Origin of the sequence: Sphingomonas phyllosphaerae, assembly GCA_036946405.1 — a bacterium.
Taxonomy (GTDB): domain Bacteria; phylum Pseudomonadota; class Alphaproteobacteria; order Sphingomonadales; family Sphingomonadaceae; genus Sphingomonas; species Sphingomonas phyllosphaerae_D.
This window is the reverse complement of the sequence record JAQIJC010000001.1, coordinates 3,029,185-3,045,523: the sequence shown is the minus strand read 5'-3', so window position 1 is coordinate 3,045,523 and position 16,339 is coordinate 3,029,185. Positions and strand designations below refer to the sequence as shown.

At 65.0% G+C, this 16,339-nt stretch carries 18 protein-coding genes; 15 read left to right on the top strand and 3 right to left on the bottom strand.

The features are described 5' to 3' along the window. The first annotated feature begins 50 nt into the window (after positions 1–50). Positions 51–959, top strand: coding sequence for a LysR family transcriptional regulator (locus PGN12_14340; protein ID MEH3105065.1), 909 nt, complete (start codon positions 51–53; stop codon positions 957–959). A gap of 215 nt (positions 960–1,174) precedes the next feature. Here PGN12_14340 and PGN12_14335 read toward each other — a convergent pair whose 3' ends face one another. After that, positions 1,175–2,191, bottom strand: coding sequence for a zinc-binding alcohol dehydrogenase family protein (locus PGN12_14335; protein MEH3105064.1), 1,017 nt, complete (start codon positions 2,189–2,191; stop codon positions 1,175–1,177). Positions 2,192–2,275: 84 nt separating this feature from the next. After that, a complete protein-coding gene (locus PGN12_14330; protein ID MEH3105063.1) occupies positions 2,276–3,211 on the bottom strand; it encodes a LysR substrate-binding domain-containing protein in 936 nt (311 codons plus the stop codon). Between the two features lie 113 nt (positions 3,212–3,324). Here PGN12_14330 and PGN12_14325 point away from each other — a divergent pair, with 113 nt between their 5' ends. The 6 genes from PGN12_14325 to PGN12_14300 all read left to right on the top strand — a co-directional run bounded on the left by PGN12_14325 (position 3,325) and on the right by PGN12_14300 (position 6,232). Next, positions 3,325–4,119, top strand: coding sequence for a type 1 glutamine amidotransferase domain-containing protein (locus tag PGN12_14325; GenBank protein ID MEH3105062.1), 795 nt, complete (start codon positions 3,325–3,327; stop codon positions 4,117–4,119). 71 nt (positions 4,120–4,190) lie between these two features. Next, positions 4,191–4,487: a putative quinol monooxygenase gene (locus PGN12_14320; GenBank protein ID MEH3105061.1), complete on the top strand. Its 297-nt coding sequence runs from the start codon at positions 4,191–4,193 to the stop codon at positions 4,485–4,487. 10 nt (positions 4,488–4,497) lie between these two features. Beyond that, on the top strand, positions 4,498–4,674 hold the full coding sequence (locus PGN12_14315; GenBank protein MEH3105060.1) for a hypothetical protein: 177 nt from the start codon (positions 4,498–4,500) through the stop codon (positions 4,672–4,674). Between the two features lie 18 nt (positions 4,675–4,692). Further along, positions 4,693–5,433: an SDR family oxidoreductase gene (locus PGN12_14310; GenBank protein MEH3105059.1), complete on the top strand. Its 741-nt coding sequence runs from the start codon at positions 4,693–4,695 to the stop codon at positions 5,431–5,433. Between the two features lie 111 nt (positions 5,434–5,544). Further along, complete coding sequence (locus tag PGN12_14305; GenBank protein ID MEH3105058.1) at positions 5,545–5,838, top strand: antibiotic biosynthesis monooxygenase; 294 nt, start codon at positions 5,545–5,547, stop codon at positions 5,836–5,838. Positions 5,839–6,022: 184 nt separating this feature from the next. Continuing rightward, positions 6,023–6,232 (top strand): hypothetical protein, encoded by a 210-nt coding sequence (locus PGN12_14300; protein ID MEH3105057.1) that lies wholly within the window; start codon positions 6,023–6,025, stop codon positions 6,230–6,232. 109 nt (positions 6,233–6,341) lie between these two features. Here PGN12_14300 and PGN12_14295 read toward each other — a convergent pair whose 3' ends face one another. Beyond that, positions 6,342–7,412, bottom strand: coding sequence for a GAF domain-containing protein (locus PGN12_14295; protein MEH3105056.1), 1,071 nt, complete (start codon positions 7,410–7,412; stop codon positions 6,342–6,344). A gap of 12 nt (positions 7,413–7,424) precedes the next feature. On the opposite strand from PGN12_14295, the gene PGN12_14290 reads away from it, so the two are divergent. From PGN12_14290 to PGN12_14255, 8 genes are all read left to right on the top strand, one after another. Continuing rightward, complete coding sequence (locus PGN12_14290) at positions 7,425–8,318, top strand: SDR family oxidoreductase (GenBank protein MEH3105055.1); 894 nt, start codon at positions 7,425–7,427, stop codon at positions 8,316–8,318. A 185-nt stretch (positions 8,319–8,503) separates the two neighbouring features. Continuing rightward, positions 8,504–9,841, top strand: coding sequence for an alpha/beta fold hydrolase (locus tag PGN12_14285; GenBank protein ID MEH3105054.1), 1,338 nt, complete (start codon positions 8,504–8,506; stop codon positions 9,839–9,841). Next, on the top strand, positions 9,838–11,364 hold the full coding sequence (locus PGN12_14280; GenBank protein MEH3105053.1) for a GMC family oxidoreductase: 1,527 nt from the start codon (positions 9,838–9,840) through the stop codon (positions 11,362–11,364). The genes PGN12_14285 and PGN12_14280 overlap by 4 nt, the downstream gene beginning before the upstream one ends. Before the next feature lie 11 nt (positions 11,365–11,375). Further along, complete coding sequence (locus tag PGN12_14275; protein ID MEH3105052.1) at positions 11,376–12,179, top strand: SDR family NAD(P)-dependent oxidoreductase; 804 nt, start codon at positions 11,376–11,378, stop codon at positions 12,177–12,179. 68 nt (positions 12,180–12,247) lie between these two features. Next, positions 12,248–12,817, top strand: a complete 570-nt coding sequence (locus PGN12_14270; protein MEH3105051.1) for a DNA starvation/stationary phase protection protein — start codon at positions 12,248–12,250, stop codon at positions 12,815–12,817. A gap of 48 nt (positions 12,818–12,865) precedes the next feature. Further along, positions 12,866–14,389: an FAD-dependent oxidoreductase gene (locus PGN12_14265; GenBank protein ID MEH3105050.1), complete on the top strand. Its 1,524-nt coding sequence runs from the start codon at positions 12,866–12,868 to the stop codon at positions 14,387–14,389. After that, entirely contained in the window at positions 14,364–14,879 is a 516-nt protein-coding gene (locus tag PGN12_14260) for an SDR family NAD(P)-dependent oxidoreductase (GenBank protein MEH3105049.1), read from the top strand. Before PGN12_14265 ends, PGN12_14260 begins: the two co-directional genes overlap by 26 nt. Positions 14,880–15,555: 676 nt before the next feature. Beyond that, the gene (locus PGN12_14255) at positions 15,556–16,236 is read left to right on the top strand and encodes a PEPxxWA-CTERM sorting domain-containing protein (protein MEH3105048.1); all 681 of its coding nucleotides are present in this window, start codon (positions 15,556–15,558) and stop codon (positions 16,234–16,236) included. Positions 16,237–16,339: the final 103 nt, after the last annotated feature.

Here is a 16,339-nt window from a genome sequence, read left to right as displayed (position 1 = left end):
ATGATAATCTGCCACGTAGAAGAGTCAGCTTCAACCACGGGTAGGAAATCATGGCGGATCGGTTGACGGGTATGGACGTGTTCGTAAAGGCGATCAGGCTCGGTGGCATCTCTGCTGCCGCACGCGATCTGCACATGTCGCCGGCGATGGCGGCCAAGCACCTAGACGCCCTCGAAGCGCGGCTCGGCACCACGCTGGTCCAGCGCTCGACGCGTCGGCTGTCGCTGACCGAGGCAGGCACCGACTATTTCGAAAAGGCCGAACGTATCCTGATGGAGATCGGAGAAGCCGAGGCGGAGGCATCGTCGCGCTCGATCACTGCCCAGGGACTGCTGCGCGTCAGTGCGCCCGCCACCTTCGGCGTTCTGCACCTTGCCTCACTCATCCCTGCTTTCTCCGCACGTCATCCCGAGGTGACGATCGAACTGGGCTTCAACGATCGTTACGTCGACCTGCTGGAAGAGCGTTGGGATGTCGCCGTACGGATCGGGCGCCTCGTCAACAGTGCGCTTGTTGCCCGCAAACTCGTGGCGATGCGCGTCGTGCTGTGTGCCGCCCCCTCTTATTTGGCGAGGCGGGGAAGGCCAACCCGCCTGGCCGATCTCGGCGATCACGATTGTCTGGGCCACACCAACGCGTCGCTTGCAGGAACGACATCGTGGGCGTTCGGCAAAGACGGGACGATCAAGGTGCCGATCTCAGGATCGATGTGTTCCGACAATGGCGAGGCCTTGGTTCGCGCTGCCATCGCGGGCCAAGGGCTGGTCTATGGGCCACGCTTTATTGCGGCAGAGGCGCTTCGCGCCGGTCAGTTGAGCGAGCTTGAGCTGGACGAGCCGCCTATGAGGCTGGGGGCGGCATATGCCATCACACACCCGACGCGGCGCCCCGCCGCCAAGACGCGGGCGTGGATTGACTTCTTAGCCGAAGCACTCCCCGCTCTTGGCACCGATTGGTGAGAGGCCGAGCTAGCAGACGTCCCGAGTTTTCACCCGAGGACCGCGTCTGCTATCTCGAACCATCACGGTCTTTTACGATTATAGATATCAGTGACCCAGCGAAAGCGACGCCCACAACCGCACGTGGCTGGCATCATTAACGCCGAGGCTTGGTCCCTTTCAGTTGGTGCAGCGGGGCCGCGGGCGCGACGGACGTTGAGTGAGCGTGAACCGCATCAGTGCCAACCCTCGATGACGATCTTGCCGCGTGCGGTAGTGCTCTCAAGCGCCTGGTGCGCGCGCTTGAGGTTCGCGGCGTTGATGGGGGAGAACCGTTCGGTGAGGGTGGTGCGCACCTCACCGGCGTCCACGAGGCTGGCGATGGCCGACAGAATCTGACCCTGCGTTTCCATATCAGCAGTCTCGAACATGGACCGGGTGAACATGAACTCCCAGTGGGTCGACACCGACTTGCGTTTGAACGGTACGACATCGAGCGTCTTGGGGTCGTCGATGAGCGCAAAACGTCCCTGCGGGGCGATCAGCTCGGCGATTTGCTCGATATGCTCGTCGGTGTGCGTGGCCGAGAAGATGAAAGCCGGTGCGCCGATGCCCAAATCCGCCACTTGCCGAGCCAGCGGCTGGCGATGATCGATGACATGGTGCGCACCGAGCTCACCCACCCAGGCCTGCGTTTCAGGGCGCGAGGCCGTCGCAATGACGATTAGCTCGGGTACCTGGCGAGCAAGCTGGATCGCCATCGAGCCTACCCCGCCGGCACCCCCGACAATCAACAGCGCATGTGCTGCACCGGCTACAGGAGTACGCACGGACAATCGCTCGAAGAGGGCCTCCCACGCGGTGATCGCCGTCAGCGGCAACGCCGCTGCCTCTGCCCAATCGAGGCTGGCCGGCTTCTTCCCGACAATGCGCTCGTCGACCAGGTGCAACTCGGCGTTGGTCCCATCGCGGCCAATGCTGCCCGCGTAGAACACCTCGTCGCCCGGTTCGAAGCCGCGCACTTCAGGGCCAACAGCGCGAACGACACCGGCGGCATCCCAACCCAGGACACGCCAATCACCGTGGATCGAACCCGAGCCAGCGCGCACCTTCGTGTCAACAGGGTTAACCGAGACAGCCTTGACCTCGACGAGGAGATCACGGCCGGTAGCGTTGGGATCGGGAAGTTCGATATCGACGAGAGCTTCCGTGCGATCGATCGTTCCGGGCTGCTGGTAGCCGATTGCGCGCATGATAAATCCTATTGTCAGGGGCTGTATAGCGAACTTTGTCGCGTACGGGATACGCACAAGCGACATCGCGGTTCGACATCGTCCTCAGGCTGGCGACGGCGTGATTGCCGCTGCCGTCTTCCCCGTGAGGTCGGTGATGACCGCGCCGATCAGCGCCCGTAACCAGCGGTGTGCGGGATCATGCCGATAGCGGACGTGCCAAGCCATTTCCACGGGAAAGCTGCCAAGGTCGACCGGAGCCGGCAGGATCTTCAGCCGGGGGTCGTGCATCAGCCGCCTGCAGATGAGCGAGGGCAAGGTGGCGCAATAGTCGGTCACCGCCACCATCTCGGCTACCGCGAAGAAGTTTGTCACGGAGATTGCGACGTCGCGCTTCAGCTGCTGCTGCGCCAGCGCCTGGAACAGCCCGGCGCGCATCCGTCCGGGCGGCACGATGTTGACATGCTTCATCGTCTCGAACTGCTCGCGCGTCATGACATCGCCGACGCCCGGATGGTCGGCACGGACGGCGCAGGCGAGCCCTTCGTCCATCAGGTGCTGGACGACGAGGTTGTCGGGCGGATCGACGATGCGGCCCAGCACGAGCGCCGTCGTGCCCGACACGACCCCTGTTTCCACAAGATCGTTCCCGTAGGGCGTCAGACGAAGCTTTATGCCGGGGGCGACCTTCTCCAGGCGCGCCACGATAGCGGGGACGAGGACGAACTCGACATAGCCGTTTGGCGCAATCGTGAAGAGCCGTTCGGCCTGTGCGGGGTCGAAGGCCTGCTGACCGATGACCGCGTCGTCGAGCTGGGCGAGTGCCTCGGCGATCAGCGGTGAGAGTTCAAGCGCGATCGGGGTCGGCTGGATGCCGTAGCGCTCGCGGACGAACAGCTGGTCCTGAAGCATCAGTCGTAGACGCGATAGGGCGTTAGACAGGGCGGGCTGCGTCATGCCCATGCGCTCGGCAGCCCGCGTGACGCTGCGCTCCTCCATCAACGCGACGAAGATCGGCAGCAGGTTCAGATCGTAGCGCATGCAGTCATCCTGTCAGACGTATATCTGACATCAAAAAGATAAACTTCTAGAATATATCAACGAGGCCCATTTCCCATCCATCGGCGACGGGCGCCGCGAACATGGAGGTTCAGATGAGCAAGGGTCAGGTTCTCGTTCTTGGATCGAACGCGACACAGCTCGGTCTGCGTAGTGGCAGTACCGCAACGGTCGGTCAGTATCTCAACGAAACGGCAGTCCCCGCGCTGGCACTGCTCGACGCCGGCTATGATATTGTTCTCGCTACGCCCAACGGGACCAAGCCGCACATCGATGCCGGTTCCGACACGAAGGACCACTTTGGCGGTGATGAGGCGGCATACCAGCGCGCCAAGGACTTCTTCGCCAGCCACCCGGCCATGAACGACGTCCGCACGCTGAAATCGGTCGTCGACGAGGGTCTGGACGGCTTCGTTGGCGTGTTCGTGCCGGGAGGTCACGCGCCCATCGTCGATCTGATGCAGGACCGCGATGCGGGCACGATCCTCCGTCACTTCCACGCGGCGGCCAAGCCGACCGCGCTCCTCTGCCACGGACCGGTGGTCGTTGTCTCCGCGCTCGACGATGCTCCGGCCTTCCGCAAGGCGCTGGAGGAAGGCGATGACGCCGGGGCGGCCGACCTGGCGCGAGACTGGATCTACTCAGGCTACCGCATGACCGTCTTCTCGGCGAGCGAGGAGAAGATCGCTGAGGAGCAAGTGCTGAAGGGCGAACTCTACTTCGACATGGAAAAGGCGCTGCGGTCGGCCGGTGGCGACGTCTCTGTCACCGACAAGAACTTCGCTTCGAATGTCGTCGTGGACCGGGAGCTGATCACGGGTCAGAATCCGGCGTCGGACCAAGCCATGGCCGACGCTTTGATCGAAGCCCTCGATCGCGCCGCTGCGTGAGTACCAGGATGACGGGCGGGGCGCTCAGGATGCGCCCCGCTTCGGATATAACCAGGACAGGATATGGTGCCATGACCGCCAACGTGAAGATCGTCGCCGTCCTAACCGCCCGTGCGGATACCGTCGACCGCCTGCGCGCTCTGCTCGACGCCATGCTAAAGCCAAGCCGTGCCGAACCGGGCAATTTGCGCTACGATCTCTGGCAGGACCAGAGCGATCCGAACCGCTTCGTCCTCGACGAGCTGTACGCGGACGCGGATGCGGTTACCGCCCACCGCGCGACGCCCCACTTCCAAAACTACCTCTCTCAGATCGGCGATCTGGCCGAGCGCGCCGCGTTTGTCCTCAACCCCGTCTCCGCGACCTAAGGGTGCTGCCATGGGCAAGCTTAATGAATGGGTGGGGTCGGCGCTGCTGGCACAACCGTTCTACATAGAGGAGCTGCGGATGATCGGCCTGTTGGCACCTGCGCTTCGCGCGGGCCTTATCGGCCTCGTTCATCCACGCGGCTACCGCTGGCGCGGGGCCGCGACCCAGCGAAAAATCAACATCTGAAGTGAAGGAAACACAGTCATGACCAAAGGTATCGAAGGCAAGGTTGTTCTCATCACCGGCGGGAGCACCGGCATCGGCGCCGAGACCGCGCGTCTTCTCGCCGAACGCGGTGCGAAGGTCGCCATCGCCGCACGGCGCAAGGACAAGCTCGACGAGGTCGTCGCGCAGATCGCCGAGAACGGCGGAACGGCACGCGCCTATGCGCTCGACGTCACCGACAAGTCGGCGGTCCAGTCCGTCGTCGCCGCGATCGTCGCCGACTTCGGCCGTCTCGACGTACTGATCAACAACGCCGGTCTGATGCCGATCCGTCCGATGGCCGAGGTCAACACCGACGAGTGGGACCAGATGATCGACGTCAATTTGAAGGGCACGCTCTACGGCATCGCCGCGGCTCTTCCCGGCTTCCTGGAGCAGGGCAGCGGCCACATCATCAACCTGAGTTCGGTCGCCGGCATCAAGGTCTTTGCCCCGGGCGGCACGGTCTATTCCGGCACCAAGTTCGCCGTCAGCGCGATCAGCGAAGGTCTTCGCCAGGAGGTGGGCGAGAAGGTCCGCGTCACGTCGATCGAGCCCGGAGCCGTCGAGAGCGACCTGAAGTTCACGACGTCGGGTACGGCTGCTGAGACGGTGCTGGACTTCTACAAGCAGGCCATCCCGGCGGCATCGGTGGCGCGTGCTATCGCGTTCGCTGTCGAACAACCTGATGACGTCGACGTCAACGCGATCGTCATCCGGCCGACCGCACAGCAGTTCTGATTTCGACGAGGAGGCGGGGCCGCGTGTGCTCCGCCTCATGGGGAACGTAGCGGCCCGCTCTTCCGTTGCTCTGCCGAATAATGACTGTCGGTTTCACTTGAGGAGTCATTTATGCCCAAACTTGCCCTGTATGTACCACTGAAGGCCAAGCCCGGAAAAGAGCGTGATGTCGCCAATTTTCTGACCTCGGCATTGCCCCTCGTTCAAGCTGAGGCGGGCACTCTGACCTGGTATGCAATCGAGGAAGGTCCCGGTGCGTACGCGATCTTCGATACGTTCGACACAGAGGAGGATCGGCAGGCCCACCTTGACGGCAAGGTTGCCGCCGCACTGATGGACAAGGCAGAAGAACTTTTTTCTGAACCGCCGCAAATTCACAAGTTCACCCTGCTGGCCGCGAAATAGCCGAGCGGTCGGCACCCTAAGCTGCTGTTTGACTGCAGGGTAAGGTTCGTGTTTCTATCCGGAATGGGTGGCCCGGCCGTATCGGGAAATGAATAGATAAATATGGCAGGTCATCCGCAATAGTGGATGACCTTGTCTTCTGTACTTATCATATCTCTGAATTTAACGATAAGGCGCCGTTGATGTGTCGCGACGTGACGGCACCATTCGTTCGCGGGCGGGTGCCGAACGCGAGCGACGACTTGCCCGAGCCCGATATGCCGTTGAACACCACGAAGGCGTCGCGCGGTACATCGGCGTCAATATTTTTGAGGTTATTCTGGCGCGCGCCGCGAACCTGCACGCAAGCGGGCGGCCCCGTATGCCCATGATCGTGGCCGGCGTCGTCGCGTGAATAACCTTGCTCTTCAATTCAGTCTTCCTGCCCTATCCGCCCGTGCGGCCCAATATTCATCACAGTCGGGTAACAGATGAATGCTTTTCCGACTCAATACAGCCAAAGGTCAGGCTGGCCCGATATTCGGCACCTTTGAAATATTTTTCCAGCATTGGACAAAGGTTATAACAAAACCATTTTCCCCGTTTGGTCGCGCGACGAGGCCACACACACTCCGCTGGTAAGCGCCTGAGCCATAGGCCGGGCCGTCCTCCTTGAGGAAGTTGGGCCATAGACAACCACGCACGGCATTGAAGTCGCTGATCTCCATGACCTTCATCCCGCCATCGGTCATGAAGGACAGCCTACCGTCCAACTCGACCACCTTGATGCAGTCGGTCGATGCAGCCAGCACGCTGCTCAGGAATGCGGCCGTCTCCTTCGCCTCCTTCTCGGCCCGTCGCCGTTCGAGCGCGGTCCAGGTCCGGTTGCCGGCATCGGCGATGAACTGGACCTCTTCCGGTGTCCAATCGCGCGGCGCACCATCGTTGACGTAGAGGATGGTCACGGTTCGCCCCTTCTCCCGGACGGGCCGGTTGACGAGGCTGCGCACCGCGACGGGATTCAACGGCGCAGTATCGCCCGACGTGCGCGGATCGAGGCGGATGTCGGGGATGACGACCGTTCGACCTTCGCGCAGGTCCTGCGCATAATCGACGGGTCGCGGGTGCTGCCAGTCGAGTGTCAGCATCCCCTTCTGCAGGGGTGAAAGGAAGGGCGCGACCGCCGGGTCTGCCGCCAGTTGGCGGGCATCATCGGTGCCTGCAAGGCCCGCATAGGTCGCGAGCGTTGCCGTCTGGATGGTTCCGTGCGCCTTCATCGCCGCGATGAGCGCGTCATCGACAGGCTCATCGCAGACGGCATGCTCAAGCGCGTTGACGCCGTTTGCAACCGCGATCCGCGCGACGGCCAGTTTCTGGACGTGGACGACGACGAGTTTGCCGGTCGCCTTGGCGGCGGCAATGACCTCGGCGAAGCGCGTCGGGGTGAAGGAGGGCATGTCGGCTGGTTCGCCCCGCCTCGCTCCATCATCCTGAACCACCTTGATATAGTCCGATCCCCTCTCGACCCGCGCCCGCATGAAGGCGCCCGCGTCGGCATCGGTGGCGAGCGTCGGTAGCTTGGTCGAGCCTCGCATCAGCTCCGTCGGATGACCGACCGTCTGACCATGCAGGATCCGCGCACGCAATATCCGCGGCCGCCGTTCCCGCACCAGCCGCAGCCCGTCCCCGGTCTCGCCGCCGAGATGAACCCCAAGCCCGATCACGGCGAAACGAGCTATGTCGGCGCTGGCAAGCTCAAGGGGCGCAAGGCGCTGATCACCGGCGGTGACAGCGGCGTGGGTCGCGCTGCCGCGATCGCCTACGCGCGCGAGGGCGCTGACGTGGCGATCTCCTACCTCGCAACCGAACAGTCGGACGCCGACGAGGTCGTCAAACTTATCGAAGCCGAGGGGCGAACGGCAGTCGCGCTGCCCGGCGACATCACCGACGAGTCATGGTGCCGCGAACTGGTCAGCCAGGCCAGAGCGGCGCTGGGCGGGCTCGACATCCTCGTCATCAACGCCGGTCGACAGCAGAACCGCGAGGACATCTCGAAGGTAACGTCGGACGACTTCGACAAGACGATGAAGACCAACCTCTACGCCATGCACTGGATCACGCAGGCGGCGGTGCCGCACCTGCCAGCGGGCGCGAGCGTCATCACCACCGCCTCGATCCAGGCGTACGAGCCGTCGGCGATCCTGCTCGACTATGCCACGACCAAGGCTGGCATCGTCGCCTACACCAAGGCGCTGGCCAAGCAGCTGCTGGAAAAGGGCATCCGCGCCAACGTGGTCGCACCGGGTCCGTTCTGGACCGCGCTGCAGGCGTCCGGTGGCCAACCTCCCGAGGCGGTGGAGAAATTCGGTTCGGAGAGCCAGTACGGTCGTCCCGGCCAGCCGGTCGAGCTGTCGGCGGTATACGTGCTGCTCGCCAGTCAAGAGGCCAGCTTCATCAACGGCGAGGTCTACGGCGTCACGGGCGGCGCCGGTGTAGCCTAAAACCTCTGCGGCAGCACCGCTGGTGCTGCCGTCACAACGCTGAGAGATCCGCGGTGCACGCCGCGTGTCGTCAGTATCCGGGTTCACGATATCAGCGAAATCGCGACGACGAACTCGATATGCCGGAACGGATCCGCATGCCGACACTTGTTGGGGATCACTGATCAACATCAACAGGTAAGCGCGTGGCCCAGGTCTATTTCTTACACGCGCTTGGCGCGAGTGCGCGCGAGTGGGATGAGGTAATTACCGGACTGGGCGATCTCGGGGACTGCGTCGCGCTCGACCTTCCCGGCTTCGGCGACAGCGCGGATGCCGATCTCGACGTCGCGGGACTGGTCGACTGGTTCGCGGCACAGGTATCGGCCGGGCAACCGCAGAGCTGGGCAGTGATCGGCCACAGCATGGGCGGCAAGATCGCGACGCTCGCCGCCGCCCGCGCGCGCGACGGCGATCTGGATTTCGCAGGTCTCGCCGCGGTGGTGCTGCTCGCCGCCTCGCCGCCCGCGCCCGAGCCGATGGCGGAGGAGCGTCGCGCCGAGATGATCGGCTGGTTCGCCGATGGCCGGATCGGTGCGGACGAGGCGGCGATGTTCGTCGACGCCAATACTGCCCGGCGCCTGCCTGAACCGCTGCGCGCGCAGGCGATCGCCGACGTGGAGCGTTCCGGCCGCCGCGCTTGGACCGGCTGGCTGGAGCGCGACAGCCGCGAGGATTGGCAGGCGTCGGCGGGGATGCTTTCGGTGCCGGCGCTGATCGTCGCCGGCGGCGAGGACGGCGATCTGGGCAAGGACGCGCAGCGGCGGCTCAACCTGCCGCACTATCGCGACGCGCGCGTCGAGGTGGTGGCCGGTGCCGCGCATCTCTTGCCCTATGAACAGCCCGCTGCGGTCGCGGCCCTGATCCGGGACCATGTCACGCCGGCCTTTGCCCGAGCTTTGCCCGCGCCCTTCGTTGCACTGCTCGCGTCCGATCGGGTCAGCCGCCGAACGCGCGCGGTGCTGACCGAGCGGCACGCCGCACCGCCGCCGGGCAAGGTACTGTCGCCGCGACAGCGGGCGGTGCTCGCCGGACTGGTCGAGACGGTGCTGCCAGGCGCCGCCGATCCGGTCGACCTCGCCGCGCGGATCGATGCGATGCTGACGAGCGGGATCGGCGACGGCTGGCGTAGCGCCGAACTGCCCGCCGATGCCGAGGGCTGGACGTCGGGTCTCGACACGCTCGACCGTCTCGCCGGCGGCTTCGCCGACGCCGCGCCGGCGGATCGCGAGCGATGTCTGCGGTCGATTGCCGACGGGACCGGCGACACGAAGGGCGGTGACCTCGATCCGCGCCAGATGCGACTATGGTTCGCCGAGGCGCGCGCGGAGATCGCGCGGCAGTGGATGGCGCTGCCGGCCACCATGGCCCGGATCGGCTATGACGGTTTTGCTGTCGGCGGCGACGGACCGCACAAGCAAGGGTATCGGCTGACCGCGGCCGACACGATCGAGGACTGGCAGCGGCTGGAGGCGCGAGCATGAGCGGCGCGGCGGACATGGCCGACGTCGTCATCGTCGGCAGCGGCGCCGGCGGCGCGCCGCTCGCCGCGCGGCTGGCTGAGGCGGGCGTCTCGGTCGTGGTGCTGGAGGCAGGGCGCGCCTTCCGGCCCGACGATCATGTCGCCGACGAACTCGCCGCCGATATCTATTGGATGGAGGAGCGGCTGAGCGGCGGCGCCGACGCCACCGCCTTCGGCGCCAACAATTCGGGCATGGGCGTCGGCGGTTCGACGTTGCACTGGGGCGCCTTCTGTCCGCGGCCCTACGCGCGCGACCTGCGGCTGCGCAGCGAGAGCGGGCAGGGCGAGGACTGGCCGATCGCGCATGACGAATTGATCGGCTATGTCGACGCGGTCGAGCGCTTCATCGGCGTGTCCGGCCCGGCGCGTTACCCGTCGGACGCGGGGCGGCGCTACGAATTGCCGCCAGTCGCGCGCAATGCGCCCGCCGACGCGATGGCCCGCGGCTGCGCGGCGCTGGGCATCGCGGCCACCGACGCCCCCGCCGCTTTGGTCTCACGCGACCGGGCGCAGCCGCACTGGGGCGAGCGCCAAGCGTGCATCAACTGCGGGACCTGCCACCAGGGCTGCCGCACCGCCGCCAAGGCGACGACCGACACGAGCTGGCTGCCGCTGGCGGTCGCACATGGCGCCGAGGTGCGCGCGGAGTGCCGCGTCGTCGACATCGAACGCGACGGCAGCGGCCGGGTGAGCGGCGTCGTCTATGTCCGCCGCGGCGAGCGTCGACGCCTGGCCTGCCGCGCGCTGTTCCTGTGCGCCGGCGGGGTCGAGACGCCGCGGCTGCTGCTGAACCTCGATCTCGCCAATTCGAGCGGTCAGGTGGGTCGGAACTTCATGGCGCATGTCGCGACGCAGGTGTGGGGCCGGTTCGACGCCGACATGCGGATGAACCGCGGCTATCCCTCGTCGCTGATCACCGAGGACATGATGCGGGCTGACGACGCCGACCATGTCGGCGGCTATCTGATCCAGAGCCTGGGCGTGATGCCGGTGACGCTCGCCGCCAATGTCGCGCGCGGCGCCGGACTCTGGGGGCAGGCGCTGGTCGACCTGCTCGACGATTACAATCGGTTGGGTGGGATCGGCATCAACGGCGACTGCCTGCCGTCCGACGACAACCGGCTGACTCTGGCGGACGAGACCGACGCCTATGGATTGCGCAAGGCGCGGATCGACTTCAGCTACGGGCCGAACGAGCGCGCGATCGATGTCCATGCGCGAAAAACGATGACCGCGATCTGGGAGGCGGCGGGCGCGCGCGACATCTTCGCGGTCGACCGTTCGGCGCATACCATCGGCACGTGCCGGATGGGCGATGACGGCGACCGCGCCGTGGTCGATGCCGACGGACGCAGCTTCGATGTTGAGAACCTGTTCATCTGCGACAATTCGGTGTTCCCGAGCGCGCTTGCCGCCAATCCGGCGCTGACGATCATGGCGCTGTCGCTGCGCACCGCCGACCGTTTCCTCGCGACGCGAGGCTGAAGGAGAGAGACATGGATCTGGGGATCAAGGGCCGTATTGCGCTGATCAGCGGGGCGGATTCGGGCATGGGCAAGGAGACCGCGCGGCTGCTGCTCGAGGCGGGCGTGCGCGTCGCCATCACCGACAAGCCCGACGGCACGCTGGACGAGGCGGTCGGCGAACTGTCGCGGCTGGGCGAGATCGTCGCGGTGACCGGCGACGTCACCAAAGTCGACGAGGTCGATGCGATCTGGCGGCAGGTCCGCGACGAGCTGGGCGAACCCGACATCTACGTCAACGCCGCCGGCGTCACGGGCGCGACCGGCGACTTCCTCGACGTCGACGATGCCGGCTGGCTCGAGACGCTCGACATCAACCTGATGGGGGCGGTGCGGATGTGCCGCGAGGCGATCCCAGCGATGCGCGAGAAGGGCTGGGGCCGGATCGTGCTGTTCGCGTCCGAGGATGCGGTGCAGCCCTATGTCGACGAACTCGCCTATTGCGCGTCCAAGGCCGGCATCCTCAGCCTCGCGAAGGGCCTGTCCAAGGCCTATGGCTGCGACAACGTGCTGGTCAACACCGTCTCTCCCGCGTTCATCGCGACGCCCATGACCGACGCGATGATGCGCAAGCGCGCGGAGGAGAAGGGAACCTCGTTCGACGAGGCGATCGCCAGCTTCCTGGAAGAGGAACGGCCCGGCATGGTGCTGAAGCGGCGCGGCAAGCCGGAAGAGGTGGCCGCGGCCGTCGCCTTCCTCGTCTCCGAGCATGCGAGTTTCATCAACGGCGCCGGCATCCGCGTCGACTCCGGCTCGGTCTCCACGATCGCCGGCTGACGGGGCGGAACCGTTAACCCTCACGATCGCTACGCTCTCTCACCTAGATCAATGATCGGAGTCACCCGATGGCCACCACGGACGAAGCTCAGCCCCAGTACAAGATCGATTATCGCGAGATCCAGCCGTTCGGCACGCTCAAAGAGCTCCCGCTCGGCCTGTCGGACAACGCGCGCAAGCAGAGCGTGTCGATCCTCAACCAGGTGCTCGCCGACACGATGATGCTGCGCGACCTCTACAAGAAGCATCACTGGCAGATGTCGGGCGCTACCTTCTACCAGCTGCACCTGCTGCTCGACACACACTATGAGAAGCAGGCCGAACTGGTCGACATAGTGGCGGAGCGGATCCAGGCACTCGGGGGGATCAGCATCGCCACGCCGCACGACGTCGCCGAGATGACGCGAATCCAGCGCCCTCCCAAAGGTCGCGAAGACGTGCCGACGATGCTCGCGCGGCTGCTCGAGGCGCATCGCGTCGTGCTGGAGCAGGCGCACGAGGGTGCCAAGGCGGCTGATGAGTCGGGTGACGACGGCACCAACGACCTGCTGGTGAGTGACATCATCCGCTCGAACGAGCCGCAGGTGTGGTTCATCGGCGAGCATCTCGCCGCGACCGCTCTGCAGCGCGTGGACTGATCTCAGCGGAGCGACGCGGCCATGGCAGAGCGCGATCTTGCGGCGGGCGTGGCCGCGTCCGACATCGGTGATGATGCGATCGTCGCGGGCAAGGTCGGAGGCGAGGATGTCGTCCTGCTGCGTAGCCGGGGTCGGCTCTGCGCGCTGGCCAGCACCTGTCCGCACGCTGGCGCACCGCTGGTGGAGGGCATCGTCGCCGATGGCACGTTGCGCTGCCCATGGCATCATGCACGCTTCGATGCTGCTACAGGCGAGGCGGTGAGCGCGCCCGCCTTCGGTCGGCTCGATCGCTATGAGGTGATCGAAGCGGCCGGTGTCGTTCGGGTCGGCGCTAAGCTGCCTGTACCAGAGATCGCGCGAGCGGGGGCGGTCAAGCGGCTCGGTCGGGTGGTGATCGTGGGCGGCGGTGCCGCCGGGCATGCCTGCGCCGAGATGCTGGTGCGACATGGCGCAGGCGGCGCGGTCACTCTGCTCAGTGACGAGCGGGACGCATCCTACGACCGCACGGCCTGTTCCAAACAATACCTGGCGGGCAAGGTCGAGCGCGACGCATTGCCTCTGCCGGCGCCAGCTGGAGCAACCGTCCAGCTCGGCGCACGCGTCATACGGATCGATCGGGAAGCGCGGCGTGTCGAGCTCGAGGGCGGTGAGACCGTCGCCTACGATCGACTCGTTCTCGCTACCGGGGCAGCGCCGCAGGTCCCTCCCTTCACGGGGAACGAGCGTGCCGACGTGCATGTCGTCCGCACGCTCGCCGACGCCGACGCGCTGATCGCCGCAGCGGAAGGCACCGACCGGGCGATCGTCATCGGATCGAGCTACATCGGGCTGGAGGTGGCCGCGTCGCTTATCTCGCGCGGACTGGCAGTGACGGTCGTGTCCGACGCCGACGTGCCGCTCGAGAAGACCGCCGGCGCGGAAGTCGGTGCGATGATCCGCCGATTGCACGAGAGCAAGGGGGTCACCTTCCGCACCGGTCGCGCGGTCGCGCGCTGGGACGGGCAGGAGGCGACGCTGGACGACGGCAGTCGCGTCAAGGGCGATCTGCTCGTGGCCGGCACCGGAGTCCGGCCGCGCACCGAATTGGCCGGGGCGGCGGGATTGAAAATGGCGGACGAGTGGGCTGGTGGCGGCATAGCCGTCGACTCTGACCTGCGCACCTCGGACGAGGCGATCTACGCGATCGGCGACGTCGCGAGCGCGCCTGACCCGCGGCTGGGTCATTCGATCCGGGTCGAGCATTGGGTGGTGGCGCAGCATATGGGTCAGTGGCTGGCGCGCCACCTGCTCGGGCTTGTCGAGGGCGGCTACGACGATGTGCCGTTCTTCTGGTCGGGCCAGTACGACGTCAGCCTGCGCTACGTCGGCCACGTCGAGGCGCCCGATGACCGATCGCTGGATGGCGACGCGGCAGCGCAGGACGTCGCGGTGACCTATGCCGAAGAGGGGGAGCGGCAGGCGCTGCTCACCTGCGGGCGCGATCGTGCCGCGCTGGCCTTCGAGCGGGAACTCGAGCGACGCGGGTCTCGACCGTCTGTACGATACGGTGAAGCAGGAGCACGGCAAGCTTGACATCCTGTTCGCCAATGCCGGCACGGGGGCATTGTTGCCCTTGTCTGAAATCACGACCGACCATGTCGACGCGACGTTCGACGTCAATGTGAAGGGCACGATCTTCACGGTTCAAAAAGGCCTAAAGCTGATGGAGGCCGGCGGTTCGGTTATCCTCACCGGCTCGACCACAGGCGTCATGGGGACCCCGGCATTCAGCGTCTACAGCGCCTCAAAGGCGGCAGTCCGCAACCTGGCGCGGAGCTGGGCGCAGGATCTGCGGGGCACGGGTATCCGGGTCAATGTCCTGTCTCCGGGCCCGACTTTGACCGAGCTTGCCGCCGAGGTCGTTGGCCGTGATGCCATGATCGAGATGGGGGCGACGACGCCGATCGGACATGTTGGCGAGCCGTCAGAAGTCGCGGCGGCTGCTGCCTTCCTGGCATCATCAGACAGCAGCTTCATGACGGGCAGCGAGCTGTTTACCGATGGTGGCCTGGCGCAGATTTGACGAAGTGCTCCAGCCGGCTTGAGGTCGGCTGGCACCATCAAACCAGCCCGCGGAGTGCCTCACCAATAGCAGCTGCGGCCTTCCGGCCACCGCGCCACGCGATGACCGTGTCGGAAGGCCGACATGAACGAATGGTAGAAATCGGGAACGTGAAAACCGGCGGTGGATGACCGCAACTGGGTCTTCCCGCCCCGAACCGCACCAGGCGCATCCACGCATGATCAAGCATGTGCGCAGACGACCTTGTACAAGCTCGTGCTTTCGAGCGCGAAACGTCGGTGAGCAGGCGCGGGCGCCAACCTTATGGACGGGGGGCGGGTCGCGTCTACAGCTGGGTCTGCCCTCTCCATGTAGAAGACGTTGCCGGCCTCGGTGACAGGGGCCAGTAAACGACGGCAAAACCTCGTCAATCGAGGCAGACCAAGGGCGTTGCGCAATCAAAACCGCCGATGAGTGGGTTGCCTCAATTACAAGTGAGATTGCTTTGAACCGGCGGTGTTTGGACGCGTCTTCGTCGCTGCGACCCTCATGTTCGTCGCAGCGGCGATGAACGATCATTAACCCTGATGCAGGGCGTCGGGCGGAGCCGTCACTCAGCAGGTGACAGCATCATCCCAGGCGCATCCGGGCAGCTTGAGGCACGCCTTGATGACCGCCTGACGCGACGGAGAAGACAATGCGCAATGCGACTATGACGATGTTTGCTGCGGCCATGACGGTTTTGGCGCCCCTGCCGGCCTACGCCGCTGAGCAAATGCTCGATTTCACGCAAGGAAATTTCTGCAACGGCGGCAAGCTTTGTACCAACAACGCTGCGATCGACCAGAACTATGGCAGCACAAACGAGGTCACCGTAACGTATGGTAGCTTCTACGACAATTATCCGACCGGCGGAATGTACTATTACGAGCGCGGCTTTGGGGACCTAGTTGGGAACATTTACGGCAACAAGGGGTCGGTAGATTTTCGGACTACCTCAAGGATCGTCCTGAGTGCCAAAGCCGGATTTGAAATCGCGCTGAAATCTTTCGATCTCGGCTGCTTTGCCAATATTTCGAACTGCCAAGCGGCTTCGTACAACGTGCTGCCGGGAGGCGGAGAGTATCTCAGCGGTGGGGTCAGCACCGGTTATCCGACCCATAAGACGGTGTCGTTCAATGCCGGCTACGGTAACGTATCGGTGATCTCGTTTGGCTATGGCGAGAATGTCGGCATCGACAACATCAAGTGGGATGTGCGCAAGATCGGAAGCGCGGTGCCCGAGCCGGCAACCTGGGCGATGATGATCCTCGGCTTCGGCATCGTCGGCGCAACGATGCGTCGCCGCTCGCCCGCGTTCCGCATGCAACAGGTTTGATGTCGCGGGCTGGGTCGATGGCCATTGTGGCGATCGATCCGCCGGCTTGCTTCGGCGGGCAGCGGCACAAGCACCCTTTCGCCGTGTGCCCGGCTGTGCAAGC

What these genes read in the sequence shown, in the direction of transcription:
- PGN12_14340 (MEH3105065.1), top strand. Translation starts at nt 51, where the DNA reads ATGGCGGATCGGTTGACGGGTATGGACGTGTTCGTAAAGGCGATCAGG.
- PGN12_14335 (MEH3105064.1), bottom strand. Translation starts at nt 2,191, where the DNA reads ATGCGCGCAATCGGCTACCAGCAGCCCGGAACGATCGATCGCACGGAA.
- PGN12_14330 (MEH3105063.1), bottom strand. Translation starts at nt 3,211, where the DNA reads ATGCGCTACGATCTGAACCTGCTGCCGATCTTCGTCGCGTTGATGGAG.
- PGN12_14325 (MEH3105062.1), top strand. Translation starts at nt 3,325, where the DNA reads ATGAGCAAGGGTCAGGTTCTCGTTCTTGGATCGAACGCGACACAGCTC.
- PGN12_14320 (MEH3105061.1), top strand. Translation starts at nt 4,191, where the DNA reads ATGACCGCCAACGTGAAGATCGTCGCCGTCCTAACCGCCCGTGCGGAT.
- PGN12_14315 (MEH3105060.1), top strand. Translation starts at nt 4,498, where the DNA reads ATGGGCAAGCTTAATGAATGGGTGGGGTCGGCGCTGCTGGCACAACCG.
- PGN12_14310 (MEH3105059.1), top strand. Translation starts at nt 4,693, where the DNA reads ATGACCAAAGGTATCGAAGGCAAGGTTGTTCTCATCACCGGCGGGAGC.
- PGN12_14305 (MEH3105058.1), top strand. Translation starts at nt 5,545, where the DNA reads ATGCCCAAACTTGCCCTGTATGTACCACTGAAGGCCAAGCCCGGAAAA.
- PGN12_14295 (MEH3105056.1), bottom strand. Translation starts at nt 7,412, where the DNA reads ATGCGAGGCTCGACCAAGCTACCGACGCTCGCCACCGATGCCGACGCG.
- PGN12_14290 (MEH3105055.1), top strand. Translation starts at nt 7,425, where the DNA reads ATGACCGACCGTCTGACCATGCAGGATCCGCGCACGCAATATCCGCGG.
- PGN12_14280 (MEH3105053.1), top strand. Translation starts at nt 9,838, where the DNA reads ATGAGCGGCGCGGCGGACATGGCCGACGTCGTCATCGTCGGCAGCGGC.
- PGN12_14275 (MEH3105052.1), top strand. Translation starts at nt 11,376, where the DNA reads ATGGATCTGGGGATCAAGGGCCGTATTGCGCTGATCAGCGGGGCGGAT.
- PGN12_14270 (MEH3105051.1), top strand. Translation starts at nt 12,248, where the DNA reads ATGGCCACCACGGACGAAGCTCAGCCCCAGTACAAGATCGATTATCGC.
- PGN12_14255 (MEH3105048.1), top strand. Translation starts at nt 15,556, where the DNA reads ATGCGCAATGCGACTATGACGATGTTTGCTGCGGCCATGACGGTTTTG.